The sequence below is a fragment of the Paraburkholderia madseniana genome, from assembly GCF_009690905.1.
GTDB classification, from domain to species: Bacteria; Pseudomonadota; Gammaproteobacteria; order Burkholderiales; family Burkholderiaceae; genus Paraburkholderia; species Paraburkholderia madseniana.
Genome location: NZ_VOSW01000061.1, coordinates 24,956 through 48,299, shown reverse-complemented (window position 1 = coordinate 48,299; position 23,344 = coordinate 24,956). Strand labels below are relative to the sequence as shown.

The following is a 23,344-nucleotide window of genomic DNA, read 5'->3' as shown; positions in this document are numbered from 1 at the left end:
GTCAGTGGAATAACTTCATGAGGCGATTCAGTTGCGTTGAATTGCTACGCGGCTGAATCGCGCTCATCTACTGCAAAGTCGGAAAGCTCAGTCGAGCATGCTGATTGCCGTCGGCGCGTCTTCGCGCTTCTCGGCCAGTTCTTCGAACTCGTTGATCGCGTCGATTTCGGTGCCCATCGAAATGTTGGTCACACGTTCGAGGATCACTTCGACGATCACCGGCACGTTGAACTCGGAGAGCATCGATTGCGCTTTCAGCAGGGCCGGCTTAAGTTCTTCCGGTTTGAACACGCGGATCGCCTTGCAACCCAGGCCTTCGGCAACCGCAACGTGGTCCACGCCGTAGCCGTTCGTCTCCGGCGAGTTGATGTTCTCGAAGCCGAGCTGCACGCAGAAGTCCATATCGAACGCGCGCTGTGCCTGGCGGATCAGGCCAAGGTACGAGTTGTTTACCACCACGTGCACGTACGGCAGCTTGAATTGCGCACCGGCTGCCAGTTCTTCGATCATGAACTGGAAGTCGTAGTCGCCCGAGAGTGCGACGATCGGACGTTGCGGGTCTGCTGCACGCACGCCGAGCGCTGCCGGAATCGTCCAGCCGAGCGGGCCTGCCTGGCCGCAGTTGATCCAGTTGCGCGCCTTGTAGACGTGCAGGAATTGCGCGCCGGCGATCTGCGACAAACCGATCGTGCTCACGTAGCACGTATCGCGGCCGAACACCTGGTTCATTTCTTCGTACACGCGCTGCGGCTTCATCGGCACGTTGTCGAAGTGCGTCTTGCGCAGCATCGTCTTCTTGCGTTGCTGGCAATCGACGACCCATGCGCTGCGGTCCTTCAGCTTGCCGGCGGCCTTCCATTCCTTCGCTATTTCAACGAACAGTTCGAGCGCGGCTTTCGCGTCCGACACGATGCCGAGATCCGGGCCGAACACGCGGCCGATCTGCGTCGGCTCGATGTCCACATGCACGAACTTACGGCCCTTGGTGTAAACCTCGACGCTGCCCGTGTGACGGTTCGCCCAGCGGTTGCCGATGCCGAGCACGAAGTCGGAGGCGAGCATCGTCGCGTTGCCGTAGCGGTGCGACGTTTGCAAGCCGACCATGCCGGCCATCAGCGGATGGTCGTCGGGAATCGCGCCCCACGACATCAACGTCGGGATCACCGGCACGCCGACGGTTTCGGCGAATTCGACCAGCAGGTCTTCAGCGGCTGCGTTCAGCACGCCGCCACCCGAGACGATCAACGGCTTTTCAGCGTCATTCAAAAGCTTCAACGCGGCTTCGATTTGTTTGCGGGTCGCTTTCGGCTTGTAGACCGGCAGCGGCTCGTACGTGTCGATGTCGAATTCGATTTCCGCGAGTTGCACGTCGATCGGCAAGTCGACCAGCACCGGACCCGGACGGCCCGAGCGCATCAGGTGGAAGGCCTGTTGGAACACGCGCGGCACCAGCGCCGGTTCGCGCACGGTGACGGCCCACTTGGTGACCGGCTTGGCGATCGATTCGATATCGACGGCCTGGAAGTCTTCCTTGTACAGACGCGCACGCGGCGCCTGGCCCGTGATAGCCAGAATAGGAATCGAGTCAGCCTGAGCCGAGTACAAACCGGTGATCATGTCGGTGCCGGCAGGGCCCGAGGTGCCGATACACACGCCGATATTGCCCGGCTGGGCGCGCGTATAGCCTTCGGCCATGTGCGACGCACCTTCGACGTGACGCGCCAGCACGTGGCTGATGCTGCCTGCCTTGCGCATGGCCGAGTAGAACGGGTTGATTGCAGCGCCCGGAACGCCGAATGCGGTGTTGATGCCTTCTTTTTCGAGCACCAGCACGGCTGCGTCGACGGCTCTCATTTTGGCCATGAATGTCTCCTGAATGTCTGGGGTTGGCGAATAAGTGGGGTAACGAATTCGCTCACGGATGTGCAAACCACAAGGTGTTGATCGAACTGTAGGCTTCACCTAAAGGTTTGATAAGATCAGTCGAGGTCGCTTATTTCGAAACAAAAAGTATGGAATGCGTTAGCCTCGGGGCAGGGGCGGCGCGCAAGGCGGTTGCAACCCGCTTGCATGGGACCGGAGTAAGTGCTCTGCATGGGACCCGAGTAGCGCGCTAAAGCGCTAACTCCGGTCGACAGCTAAAGCGCTAACTCCGGTCGACACAGGAGACAAAAAATGGACCGCTTCAAACAAATCGAAACTTTCGTGCGGGTCGCCGACGCGGGCAGTCTCGCGGCGGCCGCGCTGGAAGAGGGGGTGTCGCCGGTGATTCTCGGGCGCCGTATTGACGCGCTGGAAAAGCGCCTCGGCGTGAAGCTGATGTACCGCTCGACGCGGCGCCTCGTGGTGAGCGAAGACGGCGCGGCGTTTCTCGAGCGCTGCCGCGGCTTGCTGACCGAATGGGACCAGGCGGAAAACGAACTGAGCGCCGGACGGCGCGCGGTGAACGGCCATCTGATCGTGTCGGCGCCGGCCGCCTTCGGGCGCAAGCACGTCGCGCCGCTTGCGCCGGCTTTTCTCGCCGACAAGCCGGAATTGCAGGTGTCTTTCAACCTGACCGACCGGGTCGTGGACCTGGTGCGCGAGGGGTACGACCTGTCGATCCGGATCGGCGGCGCGGTCGATCCGAATTTCGTCGCGGTGAAGCTGGCGTCGAACCGGCGCGTGGTGTGCGGCACACCGGAATATTTCCGCAAATACGGCAAGCCGAAAACGCTCGAAGATCTGCCGCAGCACAATTGCCTCGCGTTCAACCTGCAAGGCGGGCAGAACCGCGGCTGGTACTTCCGCCGCAATGGCAAGCTGGCGACGGTGCGGGTAGGCGGCACGCTCGACTGTAACGACGGCGAACTGCTGCATCGCTGGGTGTCCGAAGGGCTCGGTCTCGGCTGGCGCTCCACGTGGGAAATCCAGCAGCAACTGGCGCGCGGCGAGCTGGAAACGGTGCTGGATGAATTCGCGCTGCCCGACTACGACATTCTGGCGGTCTATCCGCAGCAGCGTTACGTGCCGGCCAAGGTGCGCTACTTCATCGACTATCTGAAAGAGGTGTATGCCAGCGAGGATTACTGGAGTCGTCCGACCTACTGAGTGCGGGGGTAAGGTAATTTTTCGCGGATTTCACGCGAAGGCGGGAATAAACTCGGTATGCAGCCGGTCATGTTGGATGACGAGTCAACAGCTTAGCCGCAATGCCCCGGAGGGCCGAGGTGGGTCAACCCGATTCAAATGCCGCCCGCGCGCACGACGCCGATGTAGCGAGGAACCGCCGTTTTCAGGAACTGGCGCTCCCGCATCTCGACGCCGCGTACAACCTTGCACGCTGGCTGTGCGGCAACGCCAACGATGCCGACGACGTCGTGCAGGAAGCATTCATGCGCGCGTTTCGTTTCTTCGACACGTTCCGTGGCGACTCCGCGCGGCCGTGGCTGCTGGCGATCGTGCGCCGCACTTGGTACACGGAATGGCGGCGGCGCGCGTCGTCGCACGAGGTGGTCGAGTTCGACGACACCATGGACGAGGCGACCTTCGAAGGCTGGAGCGCGGGCGGCGCCGATCCGCAGACGCTCCTGATCCGCGATGAAGACACGAAGCTCGTGCACGAGGCGCTGGCGCAGTTGCCGGTCGAGTATCGGGAGGTGCTGATCCTGCGGGAGCTCGAAGAAATGGGTTATCGCGAGATCGCGATGGTCGCCGATGTGCCGATCGGCACGGTGATGTCGCGGCTCGCACGGGGCAGGCGCAAGCTGGCCGCGCTGCTGATGGCGAAGCAGGGCGGTGGAAGTCCGCCGCGAGCCACGGCGCCGGGTGCCTGCGCGGCACCCACGGCTTCTGTCACGCCACTCCGGGCGGCTTCCAACGGCCGTCCATCCAACAACCCCGGCGCGAGCGCTGCCGGCTTAACTCAGGAGACGCCAGATGGACTGTAACGAAGCGCGGCCGCTCCTCGATGCGAACGCCGACCATGAATTGCCCGCGCCGGATGCTCAGCGCGTCCAGCAGCATATCGAGAGCTGCGACGCCTGTCGGCGCGAAAGCGAAAATCTGCATACGTTGAGCGCTTCGCTGCGCGCACAGCCTTATTACCGGGCACCGGATGCCCTGCGGGCGCGGATTCTTGCTGCCCTCCCGGCGGGCGACACCGTCGTCGACGAGCCCGTAGAAGCTCCGCGGGCCGCTGCACAGCCGAGGCCGAAGCGAAACTGGCTGGGTAACTGGCTGAATGGCTGGCTGCGTCCGCAAGGTGCGATGGGGCGGCCGGGCGGCGGCGTAGGCTCAGGCTCAGGCTCAGGCTCAGGCTCAGGCTCAGGCTCAGGCTCAGGCTCAGGCTCAGGCTCAGGCTCAGGCGCAACGATCGGGCAGGGCTGGCTCGTCGCGCTGGTGGTCGCACTAGGTGCGGTGGCGGTGGGCGTGACAATGAACCAGCATCGTCCGACGCAAGGCGGCGGGTTTTCCGATGAACTGGTCGAAAGCCATGTGCGGGCGCAAATGTCCGGCCACGACATCGACGTCATTTCGACTGATCGGCACACGGTGAAGCCGTGGTTCAACGGCCGGATCGACTATTCGCCGCCGGTCGAGGACCTCGCGGCGAACGGTTTTCCGCTTGAAGGCGGCCGCCTGGATTACATCGCGCATCAGCGGGTGGCGGTGCTGGTGTACCGCTATCAGAAGCACATCATCGACGTCTACGTGTTTCCGGAAGCGCGCTCCGCCGATGCTGGACGAGAAGCCGCCGCTGGACTTTCGATGGCGCAGACCCGCGAGGGTTACTCGCTTGCGCACTGGAACGCGCAGGGGATGACCTGGTGGGCCGTCACCGACGCCGCGCCGGACGCGCTCCGCGGGCTCGAAACGGCGCTGAAAGCCCGTCTGGCGGGCGGCAGCGAGCAGACTGAGGGGGGCTGAGCGGGCTCAGCGTGCGCGATCCGGGGGGATTTTTCCGGGCGCGCACGCGCGGCGGCCGTTTGTCCCCGTTTATCCGCTTCGTCCTAAACCCTTGAAAACACAACCGATTCGCGTGCCGGATTAACGGGATATCTTGCAACCCGGCCCTAATCGCGTTACACTCTTTGGCTTCTCACTTGCCACACCGGTTCAGACGCCCGGGTGGCTCTAATCCACAAGTCCACAAGGAGTGTGTATGCGTCATTATGAAATCGTCTTTATTGTGCACCCCGATCAGAGCGAGCAAGTGCCCGCCATGATCGAGCGTTACAAGAGCGCGATCACCTCGCACGGTGGCCAGATCCACCGTATCGAAGACTGGGGCCGTCGCCAACTGGCCTACATGATCGAGAAACTCGCGAAGGCTCACTACGTCTGCATGAACATCGAATGCGACCAAACCACGCTCGACGAGCTGGAACACGCATTCAAGTTCAATGACGCGGTTCTGCGTCACCTGATCGTCAAGATGAAGAAGGCCGAAACCGGCCCGTCGCCGATGATGAAGGAAGTGCAGCGCGAAGAAGCCAAGAAGTCGGCTGCTACGCAACCGTCCGAAGCGCAGGCTTAAGACACACTATTTAAGCTACCAGACGAAAGCGTCGCTCTCGCCAAAGGCTACATGAATCGGCTGCAACTTACGGCCAGCGTCGTCGAACGCGAACCGGTGCGGTATACCCCCGCCGGCGTTCCGATTGCAGGCTGCACGTTGCACCACCGCACGGAAGTCGTCGAAGCCGGCATTGCCCGGCAAGTCGAACTGACCATGCAGGCGGTAGCCGCAGGTGAGGCGAGCGGTAAGCTGGAAGGCTGTCAGATGGGCGTAGAAACGCTCTTCACAGGCTTTCTGGCGAAAAAGCACCGCAACGCAAGAACTCTGGTATTTCACATCACAGAATTGCAGGACATTGGAAAGGACTGAACATGCCCCGCCCGACTGGTAAGAAATTCGACAAGCGTCGTCAGCAACAAAATCCGCTCTTCAAGCGCAAGAAGTTCTGCCGTTTCACGGCCGCTAACGTCGATCACATCGACTACAAGGACCTCGAAACGCTGAAGGACTTCATCGGCGAAAACGGCAAGATCACGCCGGCGCGTCTCACGGGTACGAAGTCGCACTATCAACGCCAGCTGGATACGGCAATCAAGCGCGCACGTTTCCTCGCGCTGGTGCCGTACACCGACCAGCACAAGGCCTAACCCGACGACGCGATAAGGAGTATCCGAATGCAAATTATTCTTCTGGAAAAAGTCGTCAATCTGGGCAACCTGGGCGATATCGTGAAGGTCAAGGACGGTTACGCACGTAACTTCCTGATCCCGAACAAGCAAGCTCGCCGTGCAACGAAGGAAGCCCTGGCTGAATTCGAAGTTCGCCGCGCAGAACTCGAAAAGATCGCCGCTGAAAAGCTGGCTGCCGCTCAAGCTCAAGGCGAAAAGCTGGCAGGCTCGACGGTTCAGATCAATCAGAAGGCTGGCGTCGACGGCCGTCTGTTCGGTTCGGTGACGAACGCGGACATCGCTGACGCACTGGTTAAGCAAGGCTTCGCAGTGGAAAAGGCGCAAGTGCGTCTGCCGGAAGGCCCGCTGAAGCTGGTTGGCGACCACGCTGTTCAGATCTCGCTGCACACCGACGTTCTCGTCGATGTCAACGTGGCTGTGATCGGCGAACACGTCTAAGCATGTAGTAGCATCTGCCAGGTTGTTGCTGGCAAAAGGCAGGGGCCGGGTGACCGGCCCCTGCCTTTTTTATTGCCCGTTTTCGATGCACCGAAGTATCGGTTTTTGATTTCCCTCCGCGCGCATTTACCCCGATAATTCCTCTCCATGAACGCACCGTCCAAAGATCCCCAAATCGAGTCGCTGAAAGTCCCGCCGCATTCGATCGAAGCCGAGCAGTCGGTGCTGGGCGGCCTGCTGCTCGACAACGCGGCATGGGACCGCATCGCCGACTTCCTGTCACAGAGCGATTTTTACCGATACGACCACCGCATCATTTTCGAGCACATCGGCAAGCTGATCGCGGCGACGCGTCCGGCCGACGTGATTACCGTGTATGAGGCGCTCGGCACCTCGGGCAAGGCGGAAGAGGTCGGCGGTCTGGCGTACCTGAACGCGCTGGCGCAGAACACGCCAAGCGCGGCCAATATCCGCCGCTACGCGGAAATCGTGCGCGATCGTGCGGTGCTGCGCCGCCTCGTATCCGTGGCCGACGAAATTTCCGCCGACGCTTTCAATCCGCAGGGCAAGGAAGTCCGCCAGTTGCTGGACGAGGCCGAATCGAAGGTGTTTTCGATCGCTGAAGACGGCGCGCGTGGCACGCAGGGCTTCCTGGAGATCGGGCCGCTCCTGACCGAGGTGGTCGAGCGGATCGACACGCTGTATCACACCGCCAATCCGAGCGATGTGACCGGCACGCCGACTGGCTTCGTCGATCTGGATCGCATGACTTCGGGCATGCACGGCGGTGAGTTGATCATCGTGGCAGGGCGCCCGTCGATGGGTAAGACGGCGTTTTCGATGAACGTCGGCGAGTATGTGGCGGTCGAGTATGGCCTGCCGGTCGCCGTGTTCTCCATGGAAATGCCGGGTTCGCAGCTCACCATGCGTATGCTGGGCTCGGTCGGCCGGCTCGACCAGCACCGCATGCGGACCGGGCGTCTGACTGACGAGGATTGGCCGAAGCTCACGCACGCGGTGCAGAAAATGAGCGAGGCGCAGATTTTCATCGACGAAACCGGCGGCCTGAACCCGATGGAACTGCGCTCCCGCGCGCGTCGGCTGTCGCGCCAGTGCGGCAAGCTCGGCCTGATCATCATCGACTATTTGCAACTGATGAGCGGTTCGTCGTCGGGTGAAAACCGTGCGACCGAAATCTCGGAAATCTCGCGTTCGCTGAAGAGTCTCGCCAAAGAACTCGACGTACCCGTGATCGCGTTGTCGCAGCTCAACCGGGGTCTTGAGCAGCGCCCGAACAAGCGGCCGATCATGTCCGACTTGCGCGAATCCGGCGCTATCGAGCAGGATGCGGACGTCATTCTGTTCATTTACCGCGATGAGGTGTACAACCCGGACAGCCCGGACAAGGGCACGGCGGAGATTATCATCGGTAAACAGCGGAATGGTCCGATCGGCCCTGTTCGCCTTACGTTCCACGGCCAATTCACGAAGTTCGACAATTTTGCCGGTGCGCAGAATTTCTACAGCGAGTGAAGAGATAAGTGAAGAGATAAGTGAAGCGCCTGTTGTAACGGTGCTTTCAAAAGTGCGGCGTCGATCCCGGAACGGTACAATGTGGCGGTTTTATGTCAGCCATAATGTGACCAATTTTCGGGATCCCAATGTTCGGTCGTTTCATGCCCACCGAGGGCAAGTTCTTTGAAATTTTCAATGCGCACGCAACGTGCATCGTCTCTGCAAGCCGCGAACTCGAGCTGCTGATCGACAACCTGCAGGACGCCGAGACCCACAAGCAAAACGTGCAGAAGGCCGAAAAGGCCGCTGACAAGCTCACCCACGAAGCCATCGACCTGCTGCACAAGACCTTCATCACGCCGCTCGACCGCGACGAGATCCACAAGCTGATCACCACGATGGACGACATCCTCGATCTGATGGAGGACGTCGCTACCGCTATCTCGCTGTACGACGTGCAGGCGGTGACCTCCGAAGCGAGCCAGTTGGCGCATATCTGCACGGCCACCTCCGAGCGTGTGCAGTTCGCCGTCAGCCTGCTGTCGGACATGAAGCAGGCGAGCCAGATCCTGAAGGCGTGCGAGGACATCGACCGTCTGGAATCGGAAGCCGACCGCGTGCTGCGCTCGGCGATGTCGAAGCTTTTCCGCGAAGAAGACAACGTCAAGACGCTGATCAAGCTGAAGGCCATTTACGAACTGCTCGAAACGATCACCGACAAGTGTGAGGACGTGGCGAACATCATCGAAGGCATCGTGCTGGAAAACGCATAATGCAATCGATACAACTCGCTATCTGGGTCGTCGCCGGCCTGGTTGCCGTCGCGCTGATTTTCGACTTCATGAACGGTTTCCACGACGCGGCGAATTCGATCGCCACGGTCGTGTCGACCGGCGTGCTGAAACCACAGCAGGCCGTGGCCTTTGCGGCGGCATTCAACGTTATCGCGTATTTTGTGTTCCACCTGAAAGTGGCGCAAACGGTCGGCAAAGGCACGATCGATCCGAATATCGTTGACCACTACGTCATTTTTGGCGCGCTGGTCGGCGCGATCGGCTGGAACATCATCACGTGGCATTACGGTATTCCGTCCAGCTCGTCGCATGCGCTGATCGGTGGGCTGGTGGGCGCGGCGCTTGCCAAGTCGGGCTGGGGTTCGCTCAATTTCGACGGGTTGATGAAGACGGTTACCTTCATTTTCATCTCGCCGCTGCTCGGTTTCGTACTCGGCTCGTTCTTCATGCTGGCGGTCTCGTGGATCTATTTCCGCACGCCACCGAGTAAGGTCGACCGGCGTTTCCGGCGTCTGCAACTTGTCTCCGCAGGTTTGTATAGCCTCGGCCACGGCGGTAACGATGCGCAGAAGACCATCGGCATCATCTGGATGCTGCTGATCGCGACCGGCTATGCCTCGTCGATCGCGGACGCACCGCCGCTGTGGGTGATCGGTGGCTGCTATCTGTCGATGGGTATCGGCACGTTGTTCGGCGGTTGGCGGATTGTCCGCACGATGGGCCAGAAGATCACCAAGCTGAAGCCGGTAGGGGGTTTTTGCGCCGAGACGGGCGGGGCGATCACGCTGTTCACCGCGTCGTGGCTCGGCATTCCAGTGTCCACCACGCATACGATTACCGGCGCGATCGTCGGTGTCGGCGCGACGCAGAAGTTGAGTGCGGTGCGTTGGGGGGTAGCGGGCAACATCGTCTGGGCGTGGATTCTGACGATTCCGGCCTCCGCAGCGCTCTCCGCGGCTGCCTGGTGGCTCGGCCACCGCTTCCTGTAAACGGCAAGTGCGGACGGCGAAGGCAGTCCGCACAATGCTCTGCCATGGAGCCCGGAGCCAAAAGCACCGGGCCGCACACCCCTAAAAGCTGCAAATAAAGCGCGCCACTCAAATCAGCGGCGTGCTGCCTCCATCCATCGGGACGATTGCGCCCGTCACATAGCTCGCGCGGCGGCTCGCCAGAAACAGCGCGACGTCAGCGATTTCCTCCGGTTTTGCATAGCGTCCGAGCGGCACCTTGGCCTGCCCGCGCGCCAGCGCGTCCGCGTTTTCGATGCCTTGCCGCGACGCTTCCAGCTTGACTGCTTCCTCGACGCGCTCGGTCAGCGTCGCCCCCGGATTGATTGCGTTGATGCGGATGCCGTAGCGCGCGTAGTAGTGGGCGAGGCCGACGGTGGCGAGCATCAGCGCGGCATTGGCGGCACCACCGGCGATATGGATGTCGCTAGCGATTTTGCCGCCCATGCCGATGATGTTGACGATCGTGCCGGGTGCGGCGCCGTCGCCGGCCTTGACGCGCTCGGCCATGCGCCGCAGCACTTCCTGCTGCGGGTAGATGTAAGGGAAATATTTGGCTTCCATGGTGGCGCGGAACGCGTCGGCGTCCAGCGTTTCCGGGTCATAGCGGCGGGCTGCGCCGGCGCTGTTGATCAACACGTCGATGGGGCCGACGGCGGTGCTGACTTCCTCGACGATGTCCGCAGCACTGTGCGGTTCGTGCAGGTCGGCGCGAGTGCGATGCACGTGCAGACCCTCCTGCTTCAACTGTTCGTAAGCGCGTGCGAGATTGGCGGGGTCGCGCGAAACGATCGCGACCTTTGCGCCCTCGAGGGCGAACGCCCGGGCGCAGGCGAACCCGATCCCTTTGCTGCCGCCCGTGATTAATACCACCTTGTCATTCAGCCCGAGATCCATCGTTATCACCCGCTGTCGGAAGAATATCGATGACGATAGCAGATCGGCAGCGCAGCGGGGATGGGCAGGTTCCAGGTGCGGAGTGTGGGCGCTACCGGGAGACTGAATTCGAGCGGCACGGCCGTCGCTACGAGCAATGAGCCACGGCCTGAGCCGTTAGAAACTGCCGTTGGCAAAGCGCGCGATTGGGTCGTCGGTGGTTTGCGTGGGGGCAGGGGTGCCACGCGATGCGGTCGAGGCGCGCATGATCTGCACGCCCGCGTTCCCCTCGGCTTGACGAGCTTGTTGGGCCTGGCGCACGGCGACGGAAGCGGGTGGCGGCGGCTCGAACGCATCGGCAGCCGCGTCGATCGGATCAGGCGCGCGAGCCGTAACCGTTGGCGGTTCAGCACGCGCAGCCGCTGTCTGCTGATTCGCCGAGCCGGCAACAGCGTCATACGTACTCGCCTGAGCGGTCGGCACGGACCCCGGAGACACCGCACCTGTCGCGCGCGCTTGCATCTGCGCGGCGCTCATACCAGGCGGTGGGGGCTCGAACGGATCAGCTTGCGGTGCCGCAGTCGCGGCTACCGTAGGTTGGCCGGTTGCGGTCAACGGCGGACGAGTGGTCGCCGCGACACGCGCCGTTTGCTGTGGCGTCACAGGGTTCGCGGCATAGCCCGAAGCTTGCGCTGTCACCGCGGCATCCGCATAAGCCGGTGCCGACTGAGCCTGACCCACCGGCGCAACACGCTCGGGTTGAGGCGCCGCCGCCTGATAGCTCGGCGTATCGAACGGCGCCGGTGTCGCAGCCGGAGCCGCCACCCGACGAATACCGTCGAAGCGCTTGGCCCAATACGGATTGGTCAGGTAGTCGAGCCGCACGGTGCCGCCCGTCGACGGCGCGTTAACAAAGCGCAGCTTGCCCACATAAATGCCGACATGCGAATGCGCGCGTCCGGTGGTGTTGAAGAAAATCAGATCGCCCGGCGCAATTTCATCCGGTTCGATCGATTCGCCGCGGCCGCTCATATCCGCGGTAGTCCGCGGCAGATTCACGGATGCAGCGCGTGACACCACATAGCGAACCAATCCGCTGCAATCGAAGCCACTATCGGGCGTATTCCCACCCCAGCGGTATGGAATGCCGACCAGACTCATCGCCTGGATTGAGATTTCCTCGCGACCGATGCTGTGGTCGACGAAATTCGGGAAGCCCGGCGGCGGCGCATGATAGGCGCCGTTCGTGACCACGACCGATGAACCCGGCCCGCGCGACGTGTTTTGCGGCGCGCCGGCGCAAGCGGCGAGCAGCAAAACGGTCAGCAGCGAAAAGGCGAGTCGGCGCATGAAGACGAAGGGAGCGGTAAACGCTCGTTTAATGGCGGACGATTTCGGGATGGTAGCCCGTCGAACCTGGCTCAGGCAAGAATTCTTGATAACTTACTTGAAGTTTGTGCGCTAAGTGTTGCCCAGCGGGAACGTGTGCCCAATAAAAAAGCCGCGTCCGGGCTGACCCGGACGCGGCTTCTAGCCGAAGCTAAAGCATTGAAACTTAAAGAATCTCCGACGCGTAATCCGCCAGGCGCGAGCGCTCGCCACGCGCCAGCGTCACGTGCCCGCTGTGCGCCCAGCCTTTGAAGCGGTCGACCACGTACGTCAGGCCCGAACTGCCTTCCGTCAGGTAAGGCGTATCGATCTGCGCGATATTGCCGAGACAGATGATCTTCGTGCCTGGACCCGCGCGCGTGACCAGCGTCTTCATCTGCTTCGGCGTCAGGTTTTGCGCCTCGTCGATGATCAGATACTTGTCCACGAACGTACGGCCGCGCATGAAGTTCATGCTCTTGACCTTCAGGCGCGAGCGGATCAGTTCCTGAGTCGCGGCGCGGCCCCATTCGCCGGCGGCGTCGTCGGTTTTCTGCAGGACTTCGAGGTTGTCGTCGAATGCACCCATCCACGGCTGCATTTTTTCCTCTTCCGTACCCGGCAGAAAGCCGATGTCTTCACCGACCGGCACCGTGGCGCGCGTCACGATGATCTCGTTGTAGCGCTTGTCGTCGAGCACCTGGGCAAGACCGGCCGCGAGCGCGACCAGCGTTTTGCCGGTGCCAGCCTGACCCAGCAGCGTGACGAAGTCGATCTCCGGATTCATCAGCAGGTTCAGCGCGAAGTTCTGCTCGCGATTGCGCGCCGTGATGCCCCACACGTTGTTCTTGTGGTGGCCGTAGTCGCGCAAGGTTTGCAGCAGCGCCGTCTTGCCGTTCAGCTCGCGCACCAGCGCATGAAACGTCGGCTCGCCGTTCTGCGGTTCCAGATAGACGAATTCGTTGACCAGCATCGAAGCGCAGAGCGGACCCGTCACGCGGTAATACGTGGTGCCGGTTTTGGTGTCCTGCCAGCTTTCCATGCCCTTCGCGTGCTTGGTCCAGAAATCCTGGGGCAGCGCGCGGATGCCCGAGTACAGCAGATCGCTGTCTTCGAGTACCTGGTCGTTGAAGTAGTCTTCCGCGGGCAGGCCGAGTGCATGCGCCTTGATGCGCATGTTGATGTCTTTCGACACCAGCACGACCTGGCGATCCATCCGGTCGCGCTGCAACGCCCGCACCACGCCGAGAATCTGGTTGTCGGCCTTGCCTTCCGGCAGACCTTCGACCGGCTCGATGGCGTTGAGCTTGGTCTGGAAGTACAGGCGCCCGGACGCCTCACGGCTGCCGAGACGCGCAAGTGAAATGCCGTCCGAGATGTTGCCGGCGTTCGCCACCAGCGCGTCCAGCGTGCGGCTCACCTGCCGCGCGTTGCGCGCGACTTCCGACATGCCCTTCTTGTGGTTGTCGAGTTCTTCCAACGTCATCATCGGCAGATAGACGTCGTGTTCCTCGAAACGGAACAGGCAGCTTGGATCGTGCATCAGCACGTTCGTGTCGAGCACGAAAAGCTTCTGCATTTCGAGCGGGTCTGCGGCTGCGCCGCGCTTCTTGCTGGTGCCGCGCGTGCTGGGTGCTACGGCTGCGGGCGTGCTGGCGGCCGGGTCTTTCGCGCTTGGCGCGCGCGCGACGACCGGTTGCGATTTGGCCGCAGGCGTAGGAACGACCGCTGGTTCGGCTTGCGGACGGGTAGCGGGAACCGGTTGCAGCAAGGCGGCGGTCTGCTTCGATTTGCGACCGCGCGCGCCTGCGTCGCGCGCCGGTGCGGCTTGCTCGGCGGATGCAGACGCAGCAGGGGAGGCCGACGATGCCGGCACGGGCCGCAACGTGGTCGCGGCATTGGCGGCGTGCGCCATCGGTGTGGCGACGTTCGCGCGGCCGTAATCGGCCGACTCTGCTGATTCCCCTCCGACTGCCTGTTTCTTCGCGGCGGAGCGCGCCGGCGTGGCGGCTTTGGCCTTGTATTCGTCAGGCGGCAGGAGATTGCCGAGCTTGCTGGGGGGGGTAGGCAAAGGCATGGTTTCCCTCGAATTAATCGGGTCACATTTCGTGCGCCGCCTGTCGCATTCTGCCGGTGCCAGTGAGTGCGCACGCAGTTTGCGCCCGGAGGCGCGCATTCGGTCTAGAGATGCCGGTTCGCCTGGTTTTCGATCGGCTCCTTAACGGAAGCGCGTGGCCGAGTGAACGCACGGCTCTGCGCAATTAAAAAAGCCGCCGCCCCGGCGTACGGGACAAGCGGCTCGCCTTCGGTTATCGCGTTGCGCCTCATGACTTCGACGGAGCCGACAAAACGGCCGTCAAGTCTGGCGCAGCGACGAAAAGTGTGGGGTGGACAGGCACTCATTGGAACCCAATATAACGCGCCTCAAAGCGCTTGTACAGCCTCCAGAATGTCATCGACATGCCCTGGCACTTTCACGCCGCGCCACTCCTGGCGCAGCACGCCTTCGGCGTCGATCAGGAACGTGGAGCGTTCGATCCCACGCACTTCTTTGCCATACATTTTCTTCAATTTCATGACGCCGAAGAGCGCACACAAGGTTTCTTCCGGGTCCGAGATCAACGGAAACGGCAGTTCGAGCTTTGCCTTGAAATTGTCATGGGAGCGCAGGCTGTCGCGTGACACGCCGAGAATTTCCGCGCCGGCTTTCCTGAACTTCGGATACAGATCGCGGAATTGCAGACCTTCGGTCGTGCAGCCCGGCGTGTTGTCCTTCGGGTAGAAATACAGCACCACCTTCTTGCCCCGCAGCTTGGACAGCGTGATCTCGCCACCGGTAGCGGGGGCGGTAAAGTCGGGGATGGGTTGGTCGACTGCGATGGGCACGAGGTTCTCCGGTTGTTATGGCCGACGCCGCAGCACTTGCAACTGCTGCGGCGTCGGCCTGGCATCGAGGCTTTCGGGGAGGGCGACTGGCGCGTGTGGTGGTCGCTCGCGCGGCGGCCGGGTCGTCAGTGCGGGCTATGGATTGGCCAGTCAGAGCTGGACAATCAACTCGCCGGAGCGGCCTGGAATTTCGCCCCACGTAACAGGGTACGATGGCAGCGTGCTGCGGTCCAGCGTGGCGTAGTAATCACCCATGGTCGCGAAGGTGTGGCCTTGCGCGCGCCAGCCTTCCAGCAACTGCTCGAAAATCGGTGCGAGCTTTTGTCCTTCGAGTTCCGCGTGCAGCGTGAACACCTGATCGTGCGGATTGTTTTCGGTGTGCTTCAACATCCATGCGGCGACGTTGTGCTCATCGACCCCATCCACACCCAGCACTTCGTCGAGCGTGGGCAGCGTGGTGGGCATCTGCACGTGCGACAGTTGCCGGCCGTCGACCACCGGCAGATACGGCGAGTGGCCGCGCCCGTCGGACGCGTAGTGCATGCCCCACGCGTCGATCTGCTCGAACGCATGTCCGTTCATCTGCCAGCCCGCCGCACCGTGCGTGACGGGCGGCGCGCCGAAGATCGCGACGAAGCGGTTGAAGCTCTTCTGCATCTGCTTCTCGGTCCACTCCTGGTCTTGCGAACGCACGTTGTCCTGCCAGTACACGTGGTCCCAGGTATGGATGCCGCATTCGAAACCGGCCTCGTGAATCGCGCGCATTTCCGCGGCGGTCTTCACGCCGATATCCGGGCCCGGCAGCAGCACGCCGTACATCAATTGCTTGATGCCGTAATGTTCGACCACCGAGGTGCGCGACACCTTCTTCAGAAAGCCCGGCCGCAACACGCGGCGCATCGCCCAACCGGTGTGGTCGGGCCCGAGGCTGAAGAGGAAAGTGGCGCGCGCCTTGAAGCGGTCGAAGATGCGCGCGAGATTCGGCACGCCTTCGCGGGTACCGCGCAGCGTGTCGACGTCGATCTTCAGGACGATACGAGCCAAGGATCAGGCCTTATTGTTGTTCGACGAGGGCGCGAGCTTCGGCGACGTGGCCGCGATACGCTTCGAAAATCTTGCGCAGCGCTTCGTCGAAGGTCGACTTCGGCGCCCAGCCGAGTTCCTGCATCGTGTTGTCGATCTTCGGCACGCGGTTCTGCACGTCCTGGTAGCCCGCACCGTAGTACGCGCCCGAGGACGTTTCGACCAGTTGCACCTTCTTGGCCAGCTCGGCGTATTCCGGGAATTCGGCGGCCAGCGTCAGCATCTTGTGCGCGAGCTCGCGCACCGAGAAGTTGTTGGTCGGGTTGCCGATGTTGTAGATCTTGCCCGTGGCGACGCCGTCCTTGTTTTCGATGATCTTCATCAGCGCGCCGATGCCGTCGTCGATATCCGTGAACGCGCGCTTTTGGGCGCCGCCGTCCACGAGGCTGATGTTCTCGCCGCGCACGATATGGCCGAGGAACTGCGTGACCACGCGCGAGCTGCCTTCCTTCGGCGTATAGATCGAATCGAGACCCGGGCCGATCCAGTTGAACGGACGGAACAGCGTGAAGTTCAGGCCTTCCATGCCGTAACCCCAGATCACGCGGTCCATCAACTGCTTCGAGCACGCGTAGATCCAGCGCGGCTTGTTGATCGGGCCGTACGACAGTTGCGACTCTTCCGGGTCGAACTGTTCGTCCGTGCACATGCCGTAGACCTCGGAGGTCGACGGGAACACGAGGTGCTTGCCGTACTTGACGGCCGAACGCACGATCGGCAGGTTCGCTTCGAAGTCGAGTTCGAACACGCGCAGCGGCTGCTTCACGTAAGTGGCGGGCGTGGCGATCGCGACCAGCGGCAGGATCACATCGCACTTCTTGACGTGATACTCGACCCACTCCTTGTTGATCGTGATGTCGCCTTCGAAGAAGTGCATCCGCTCATGGTTGATCAGGTCACCCAGACGTTCGGTTTGCATGTCCATCCCGAAGACTTCCCAATCGGTCGTTTCGAGAATGCGTTTGGACAGGTGATGGCCGATAAAGCCGTTCACACCCAGAATCAGGACTTTTTTCATGAGTAACGGGGAGTTTCGAGGGGAGTTTGGATGAGCCGGGCGAATTCGGCCGCGGTGACAACGGTTTCGTTGCCGTCATGCTGGTGCCGCAATTCGTGGATGGCGATCGAGCGACCGTCGCCGCATATCGCAAAAACGGCATTATCGCTTACGTGCAGGCCCGGGGGCAAATCCGAGCGAAGCGCGCCGGGCGTAGCCAGACGCGCGCGGGCGACGATGAAGCGGTGGCCTGCGATATCGGTGAATGCGCCGGGATAGGGCGGCGCGACCGCGCGGATCAGGTTGTAGACCTGTTGCGCGGGTTGCGTCCAATCGATCCGGCCGTCTTCCGGCTTGCGCCCGCCGTAGTAGCTGCCGTGCGTCAGATCGTTCGGCAGATGCGGCGCTTCGCCCGTCAGCAAGGCCGGCAGCACGCGCCACAGGGTCTGTTCCGCGGCCACCGTGACTTTGTCGAACACTTGCGCGGCGGTGTCGTCGGGCAGGATCGGCACCGGCGTTTGCGCGATGATCGCGCCCGCGTCGGGCTTGGCAGCCATTTCGTGCAGCGTCGCGCCGGTTTCGGTTTCGCCGTGGATCACCGCCCAGTTGGTCGGCACGCGGCCGCGGTACTTCGGCAGAAGCGAGCCGTGCATGTTGTAAGCGCCCCGTGCGGCGAGCGCCAGCAGGTCGACCGGCAACATGTGGCGGTAGTAGAACGAGAAGATGAAGTCCGGACGCGCGGCGCTGACCGCGGCGCGCAGTTCCGGGCCCTTCGGATCGGCCGGCGTAACGACGGGAATGCCGTGCTCGGCCGCAACCGAGGCGACGCTGCCGAACCAGATGTTTTCGGTCGGACTGTCCTCATGCGTGACGACCAGTGCCACGTCGACGCCACGCGCGAGCAGCACCTGCAGGCAGCGCACGCCGACGTTGTGATACGCGAATACGACGGCGCGCGGCTTCATGGATTCGGGCCCTGATCGATCAGCGGCGCGGCCTGCACGGCCTGCACGACCGCCTGACGCGGCGCTTCGGTCACGGTGGTGCCGTCGCGCTGCTCGAGAATCGTCTGCACCAGATAACGCGGACGCGCGCGCACCTGCTGATAAATCCGGCCGATGTATTCACCCAGCAGGCCCAACGCGAAGATGATCACGCCGAGCAGGAAGAAGATGACAGCGAACAGCGTGAACACACCTTGCACTTCCGCGCCGATGATGAAGCGGCGAATCAGCAGCAGCACGAACAGTGCCGCGGATCCGAGCGACAGGATCACGCCGATGAACGACAGCCATTGCAGCGGCACCACCGAGAAGCCGGTGACGAGGTCGAAATTCAAACGGATCAGCGAATACAGCGAGTACTTCGATTCGCCGGCAAAACGCTCTTCGTGCGCGACTTCGATCTCGACCGGGTTCTGCGCGAAGGTGTACGCGAGCGCCGGAATGAAGGTGTTGATTTCACCGCAGCGATTGATCGTGTCGATGATGTGCCGGCTGTACGCGCGCAGCATGCAGCCCTGGTCGGTCATCTTGATGCGCGTAATGCGCTCGCGCAGACGGTTCATCGCGCGCGACGCCTTGCGGCGCCACAAGCTGTCCTGGCGTTGCAGACGGATCGTGCCGACGTAGTCGTAGCCTTCGCGCATCTTGTTGACCAGCTTGGCGATTTCCTCCGGCGGATTCTGCAGGTCGGCGTCGAGCGTGATCACGATCTCGCCGCGCGACTGCTCGAAGCCCGCCAGAATCGCCATATGCTGGCCGTAGTTGCCGTTCAGCAGGATCACGCGGGTCGTGTCGGGCCGCGCGCGGAACTGCTCGGCGAGCAGGGCGGCGGATTTGTCGCGGCTGCCGTCGTTGATGAAGATCACTTCATAACCGGTGCCGAGCGCGTCGAGCGCCGGGTAGAGGCGCGCGAACAGCGCGGCCAGCCCGGCTTCCTCGTTGTACACCGGGATGATGATCGACACTTCCGGTGCGACGGCGCGATGTTCCGAATAAATCATTTCCGCTTATTTTCCGTATTGTTCGCAAATTTCATTGACCGCGCGGCAGACCCGCTCCACGTCGCCCTCGTTCATCAGCGTGAACAGCGGCAGCGTGACGGTGGTGGCGCCGTAGCGCTCCGCATGCGGGAACATGCCTTCCTTGAAGCCGCGCGCACGGTACAGCGAGAACAGGTGAATCGCCGGGTAGTGCACGCCCGAACCGATGCCGCGTTCCTTCAACTGGCCCATGAAGCCCGCGCGGTCGATCGACAGCTTTTCGAGCGGCAGCGTGATCTGGAACATGTGCCAGTTGCTGTTTTCGAAGTCGGCATACGGCAGGCCGATGCCCAGCTTGACCGCCGCGCCGCCTTCGAGCCCGGCGAAATAGGCGCGCACGAGCTTTTTGCGCTGTGCGAGGAAACGCTCCAGATGCGGCAGTTGGCCGAGGCCGACGCGCGCGGCGACGTCCGTCAGGTTGTACTTGCCGCCCAGCACGTCGCAGTCCATGCCGTCGAAGCCGGTGCGAGTGATGCCTTGCAGGCGGTACTTCTGCGCGAGGATCGCTTCTTCCTCGTTGTTCAGCACCAGTGCGCCGCCTTCGATCGAGGTCAGATTCTTGTTCGCGTGGAAGCTGAACGAGACCATATCGCCGAGTTTGCCGATGCGCTCGCCTTTCCACGTCGAGCCGAACGCCTGCGCGGCGTCTTCGATCACGCGCAGCTTGTGGGCGCGGGTGATTTCATACAGCCGGTCCATGTCGACCGGCAGGCCCGACAGATACACCGGAATGATCGCCTTGGTGCGCGGCGTGATGGCCTTTTCCAGCAGATCGAGGTCGATGTTGCGGGTGACCGGATCGATGTCGACGAACACCGGCGTCGCGCCGACTTCGTAGACCACATTGCTGGTCGCGACCCACGAGGCGGGCGTGGTGATGACCTCGTCGCCTTCGCCCACACCGGCGATACGCAGCCCGATTTCAAGCGTCGCGGTGCCGGAATTGAACGTGCGCACCGGACGGCCGCCGCAGAACTCGGACAACGCCGCTTCGAACTTCTGGTTCTGCGGGCCGGTCGTGATCCAACCGGAGCGGAGCACGTCGGCGACGCCCTGAATCGTCTCTTCATCGATCTCAGGTTTGACAAACGGCAAAAACGGGACTGTTGACTGGCTCATGAATGCTTCGCTCGATTGAAAGGGGCGCAACCCGAAGGGCGCGAAGTAGATCACAAACTACGCGCAAACCCAAGGCCACGACTAAAAAAGGGCGCAACCGCCAAGCTTACCGCGGCCAAGCTTACGTTTTACTTATCCGGCGACGATGCCCGGTTTTCCGCATCTTTTTCCGCCGGCATTTTCGCGGCGCGCGCATCAGTGCCGCGCAATAAACGGTAATAAATCGTGCCCGGCGCCGTGCTGCCGGGGCCGTGCCCGCCTAGCTGCGCGCCAGGACGACCACGCCGATCAGGATGACGCCGATCCCCACCAGCTTCTGTACCGACATCACTTCGCCGAATAGATACCACGCCGCGAACGCGTTGACGACGTATCCGAGCGACAACATCGGATAGGCGATCGACACGTCCACCCGCGAGAGTCCGATCACCCATACGCCCACGCTGATCACATAACAGGCCAGCCCGCCGATGATCGGCGGTTGGGTCGCGAGGCGAAAGGCGATGGGCAGGATGTTCGCACGGGTGAATTCGAAGTGTCCAACGGCATTCGTTCCGGCTTTGAGCAGCAACTGCGCACCGGCGTTCAACGTGACGCCTGCGAGGATACAAAAGAGCGAAATCGGGTTCATCGAACGGTCAGTTCCTGAGATGGGGTCATTGTTGTGGTTTTTCCACTGGTGCGGGTGCGTCGGGCGCCGGTGCGTTCTGCGCCGCAGCGTCGGATGCGGGCACCGCCACGGGCTTCGTCACCACCACCCGGCGCGAGTCGCGCGCGATCACCTGCATCGGCAGCCCCTCTTTGAGCAGCCTGTCGTAAGTGGACGGCGGGATCAGCGCGAGCGCATAGCGATCGGCCTTCCAGCGCTCGATCCACGCGTCGACCGTCGGCACCCATTTCTGCGGTTCGACGGATATGCCGAACGCCAGTTCGTCCGGATGTTCGACCATGATCATCGTGTGGTCGACGTAGAACGGCATCGTATGGTCGAGCACGCCGACCGAGTAGAACGGCGTATCGGCCGGCAACTTCGCGATTTCGGCTTTGATCGCGGGCGCGAGCGGCGCGCCGGAACTCAGGCGACCGAACACGTCGTGACCCGTGCCGGCGATCGTGCCGAGCAGCAGCCACGCCGCGCCAAAGCTCGCGACGGCGCCAAGGGTGCCGACGCGGCTGCGGCGGTTCAGCCACAGCGCGAACAGCGTGACCACGAAGGCGACGCCGAGCGCCGCCAGCACCCAGGTGCGGTATTCGACGTACAGCTCGGTCGGGTTGCGCGCGTTGCCGAAGCGCCCCATGAACATCGCGGCAAACGCGGCCACGACGAGAAACAACGCATAGCCGGCCAGATGGCGGCGCAACTGGTCACGTGTGACGAGCGGCAGGTACATGCCGACAAGCAGGGCGATCGGCGGCGCGATCGGCAGCGTGTACGAAAGCAGCTTGGAGTGAGAAGCGCTGAAGAACAGAAAGATGAACGCGGTCCATACCAGCATCAGCGTGACCGGCGCGAAGCCGTTCGGCTGGCGCGGCAAGCGCCACGCATGGCGCACGCTCTGGAAGGTCACCGACAACCACGGCAGGAAGCCGACCAGCAGCACCGGCACGAAATAGTAGAACGGCCCGGGGCGGTTCTGTTCAGGCGTCAGATAGCGCTTGAACTGTTGAACGATGAAGAAGAAGTTCAGGAATTCCGGGTTGCGCTGCTGCACGAGTACGAACCACGGCGTGACGATCGCGAAGAACACGATCAGGCCGCCGATCAGATGCAGACGCTTCCATACGGCCCAGTCGCGTGCGACGAGGGTGTACAGCACCAGCACCGCACCCGGCAGGATCACGCCGACGAGGCCCTTGGACAGCACCGCCAGCGCCATCGCCCCCCAGCACACCCACATCCATGCCCGCACGTTGGCCGTCGGCAGGTTGGGGCGCTGCGCCAGCAGCAGCGCGCAGAGCGTCAGCTCCATCCAGAACGACAGGCCCATGTCGAGCGTGTTGAAGTGGCCCATCAGGTTCCAGTACGGCGACGTGGCCAGCGCGATCGCCGCGAACACGCCGGTCGCCGCATTGAACACGCGCGCCCCGGTGAAGCCGATCAACAGCACGCCGGCAAAGCCCGTCAGCGCGGTGTAGAGCCGCGCCTGCCATTCGCCGATGCCGAACCACGCGAACGTGAGCGCGTTGAGCCAGGTTTGCAGCGGTGGCTTCTCAAAATACTTGTAGCCGTTGTAGCGCGGCGTGATCCAGTCGCCGGTGACGAACATTTCGCGCGCCATTTCGGCGTAGCGGCCTTCGTCGCTCGGCAGCAGATGCCGCCAGCCGAGCGGCACGAACCAGATTACGGCGAGGGCCAGCACCAGCAGCAGGATCGTGGTGCGGTTGAGCGGTAGCCTCGTCGGCGTATCGTTCATGAATTTCAACCTTTTTGGCGACGCCGCGTGGGCAGCGAGGCAGTGTTATTTGAAAATGGCGATCGCCAGCATGGCGCCAATGGCGCGCAGTGTACGTTATCGGCCGTGGCGCGGCCAGGGCGCGCGGCCGGTCCGGCGATGCGCACGCGGCGGCTGCCATGCCCGACGGCCGGTGCCGGCACGTCAGGCAAACACCCGCTGCTCGGCGCCACTAGGCTTCGATCAGCAACGCGGCCGCGACCTTGCGGCCCTCGGCCATCAGAATGTTGTAGGTGCGGCAGGCGGCCTTGAAGTCCATCGTTTCGACGCCGATGCGTTTGGCGGTGAGCGCGGCGGTCAGGCGCGGATGGGGGAAGCGCAGCCTCTCACCGCTGCCGAATATGACCACTTCGGGCGCGGCGTCCACCAGCATGGCGAAGTGCTCGGCGCTCAGGTCTTCGAACGAGGAGACAGGCCAAGGGATGACGGGGGCTTCCGGCAGCAGGAGAATGCTGCCGACGTGGCGCACCAGATTGATTTCGACATAGCCGGCGCCGTAACCGGTGACGGTGTTGAGGGCGCCGCTGGAATCCTGATGTAATTTCAAATTCGTTTTCCGAAGTCGTCGTGAGACA

At 62.5% G+C, this 23,344-nt stretch carries 23 protein-coding genes; 10 read left to right on the top strand and 13 right to left on the bottom strand.

The window, feature by feature from the left end; all coding sequences use genetic code 11:
• Nucleotides 1-87: 87 nt before the first annotated feature.
• Nucleotides 88-1,863 (bottom strand): glyoxylate carboligase, encoded by a 1,776-nt coding sequence (gene gcl, locus FSO04_RS28595; RefSeq protein WP_154564818.1) that lies wholly within the window; start codon nt 1,861-1,863, stop codon nt 88-90.
• Nucleotides 1,864-2,175: 312 nt separating this feature from the next.
• Here gcl and FSO04_RS28590 point away from each other — a divergent pair, with 312 nt between their 5' ends.
• From FSO04_RS28590 to FSO04_RS28545, 10 genes are all read left to right on the top strand, one after another.
• Nucleotides 2,176-3,090 carry a LysR family transcriptional regulator gene (locus FSO04_RS28590; protein WP_154564816.1) on the top strand — a complete coding sequence of 305 codons (915 nt, stop codon included), beginning with the start codon at nt 2,176-2,178 and terminating at the stop codon, nt 3,088-3,090.
• A 119-nt stretch (nt 3,091-3,209) separates the two neighbouring features.
• A complete protein-coding gene (locus FSO04_RS28585; protein WP_233465010.1) occupies nt 3,210-3,929 on the top strand; it encodes an RNA polymerase sigma factor in 720 nt (239 codons plus the stop codon).
• Nucleotides 3,919-4,908 (top strand): anti-sigma factor family protein, encoded by a 990-nt coding sequence (locus FSO04_RS28580; RefSeq protein WP_154564812.1) that lies wholly within the window; start codon nt 3,919-3,921, stop codon nt 4,906-4,908. The genes FSO04_RS28585 and FSO04_RS28580 overlap by 11 nt, the downstream gene beginning before the upstream one ends.
• A 235-nt stretch (nt 4,909-5,143) precedes the next feature.
• Nucleotides 5,144-5,518 carry a 30S ribosomal protein S6 gene (gene rpsF / locus FSO04_RS28575; RefSeq protein ID WP_154564810.1) on the top strand — a complete coding sequence of 125 codons (375 nt, stop codon included), beginning with the start codon at nt 5,144-5,146 and terminating at the stop codon, nt 5,516-5,518.
• Between the two features lie 51 nt (nt 5,519-5,569).
• Nucleotides 5,570-5,869 carry a primosomal replication protein N gene (gene priB, locus FSO04_RS28570; RefSeq protein ID WP_028196682.1) on the top strand — a complete coding sequence of 100 codons (300 nt, stop codon included), beginning with the start codon at nt 5,570-5,572 and terminating at the stop codon, nt 5,867-5,869.
• Between the two features lie 2 nt (nt 5,870-5,871).
• Nucleotides 5,872-6,147 carry a 30S ribosomal protein S18 gene (gene rpsR, locus FSO04_RS28565; RefSeq protein ID WP_012432802.1) on the top strand — a complete coding sequence of 92 codons (276 nt, stop codon included), beginning with the start codon at nt 5,872-5,874 and terminating at the stop codon, nt 6,145-6,147.
• Nucleotides 6,148-6,174: 27 nt separating this feature from the next.
• Nucleotides 6,175-6,627: a 50S ribosomal protein L9 gene (gene rplI, locus FSO04_RS28560; protein ID WP_054034563.1), complete on the top strand. Its 453-nt coding sequence runs from the start codon at nt 6,175-6,177 to the stop codon at nt 6,625-6,627.
• 147 nt (nt 6,628-6,774) lie between these two features.
• A complete protein-coding gene (locus tag FSO04_RS28555; protein ID WP_063495982.1) occupies nt 6,775-8,160 on the top strand; it encodes a replicative DNA helicase in 1,386 nt (461 codons plus the stop codon).
• Between the two features lie 128 nt (nt 8,161-8,288).
• Nucleotides 8,289-8,915: a DUF47 domain-containing protein gene (locus tag FSO04_RS28550; protein WP_028196679.1), complete on the top strand. Its 627-nt coding sequence runs from the start codon at nt 8,289-8,291 to the stop codon at nt 8,913-8,915.
• The gene (locus tag FSO04_RS28545) at nt 8,915-9,925 is read left to right on the top strand and encodes an inorganic phosphate transporter (protein ID WP_154564808.1); all 1,011 of its coding nucleotides are present in this window, start codon (nt 8,915-8,917) and stop codon (nt 9,923-9,925) included. The genes FSO04_RS28550 and FSO04_RS28545 overlap by 1 nt, the downstream gene beginning before the upstream one ends.
• A gap of 108 nt (nt 9,926-10,033) precedes the next feature.
• Here FSO04_RS28545 and FSO04_RS28540 read toward each other — a convergent pair whose 3' ends face one another.
• The 12 genes from FSO04_RS28540 to FSO04_RS28485 form a co-directional block, all read right to left on the bottom strand.
• Nucleotides 10,034-10,840, bottom strand: coding sequence for an SDR family oxidoreductase (locus tag FSO04_RS28540; RefSeq protein WP_154564806.1), 807 nt, complete (start codon nt 10,838-10,840; stop codon nt 10,034-10,036).
• Nucleotides 10,841-10,996: 156 nt separating this feature from the next.
• A complete protein-coding gene (locus FSO04_RS28535) occupies nt 10,997-12,169 on the bottom strand; it encodes a C40 family peptidase (protein ID WP_154564804.1) in 1,173 nt (390 codons plus the stop codon).
• 205 nt (nt 12,170-12,374) lie between these two features.
• The gene (locus FSO04_RS28530; protein WP_154564802.1) at nt 12,375-14,264 is read right to left on the bottom strand and encodes a PhoH family protein; all 1,890 of its coding nucleotides are present in this window, start codon (nt 14,262-14,264) and stop codon (nt 12,375-12,377) included.
• A 347-nt stretch (nt 14,265-14,611) separates the two neighbouring features.
• Nucleotides 14,612-15,073 carry a peroxiredoxin gene (locus FSO04_RS28525; RefSeq protein ID WP_168435879.1) on the bottom strand — a complete coding sequence of 154 codons (462 nt, stop codon included), beginning with the start codon at nt 15,071-15,073 and terminating at the stop codon, nt 14,612-14,614.
• A 150-nt stretch (nt 15,074-15,223) separates the two neighbouring features.
• A complete protein-coding gene (locus tag FSO04_RS28520) occupies nt 15,224-16,117 on the bottom strand; it encodes a polysaccharide deacetylase family protein (RefSeq protein ID WP_154564800.1) in 894 nt (297 codons plus the stop codon).
• A gap of 10 nt (nt 16,118-16,127) precedes the next feature.
• Nucleotides 16,128-17,174: a bifunctional UDP-4-keto-pentose/UDP-xylose synthase gene (locus tag FSO04_RS28515; RefSeq protein ID WP_154564798.1), complete on the bottom strand. Its 1,047-nt coding sequence runs from the start codon at nt 17,172-17,174 to the stop codon at nt 16,128-16,130.
• The gene (locus FSO04_RS28510; RefSeq protein WP_154564796.1) at nt 17,171-18,118 is read right to left on the bottom strand and encodes a formyltransferase; all 948 of its coding nucleotides are present in this window, start codon (nt 18,116-18,118) and stop codon (nt 17,171-17,173) included. The genes FSO04_RS28515 and FSO04_RS28510 overlap by 4 nt, the downstream gene beginning before the upstream one ends.
• Nucleotides 18,115-19,158 carry a glycosyltransferase gene (locus FSO04_RS28505; RefSeq protein WP_154564794.1) on the bottom strand — a complete coding sequence of 348 codons (1,044 nt, stop codon included), beginning with the start codon at nt 19,156-19,158 and terminating at the stop codon, nt 18,115-18,117. The genes FSO04_RS28510 and FSO04_RS28505 overlap by 4 nt, the downstream gene beginning before the upstream one ends.
• Nucleotides 19,159-19,164: 6 nt before the next feature.
• On the bottom strand, nt 19,165-20,316 hold the full coding sequence (locus FSO04_RS28500; protein WP_154564792.1) for a DegT/DnrJ/EryC1/StrS family aminotransferase: 1,152 nt from the start codon (nt 20,314-20,316) through the stop codon (nt 19,165-19,167).
• 259 nt (nt 20,317-20,575) lie between these two features.
• On the bottom strand, nt 20,576-20,947 hold the full coding sequence (locus FSO04_RS28495) for an SMR family transporter (protein ID WP_054034531.1): 372 nt from the start codon (nt 20,945-20,947) through the stop codon (nt 20,576-20,578).
• Nucleotides 20,948-20,972: 25 nt separating this feature from the next.
• Complete coding sequence (locus tag FSO04_RS28490; protein ID WP_154564790.1) at nt 20,973-22,730, bottom strand: glycosyltransferase family 39 protein; 1,758 nt, start codon at nt 22,728-22,730, stop codon at nt 20,973-20,975.
• 211 nt (nt 22,731-22,941) lie between these two features.
• Nucleotides 22,942-23,316 (bottom strand): Mth938-like domain-containing protein, encoded by a 375-nt coding sequence (locus FSO04_RS28485; protein ID WP_154564788.1) that lies wholly within the window; start codon nt 23,314-23,316, stop codon nt 22,942-22,944.
• Between the last annotated feature and the right edge of the window lie 28 nt (nt 23,317-23,344).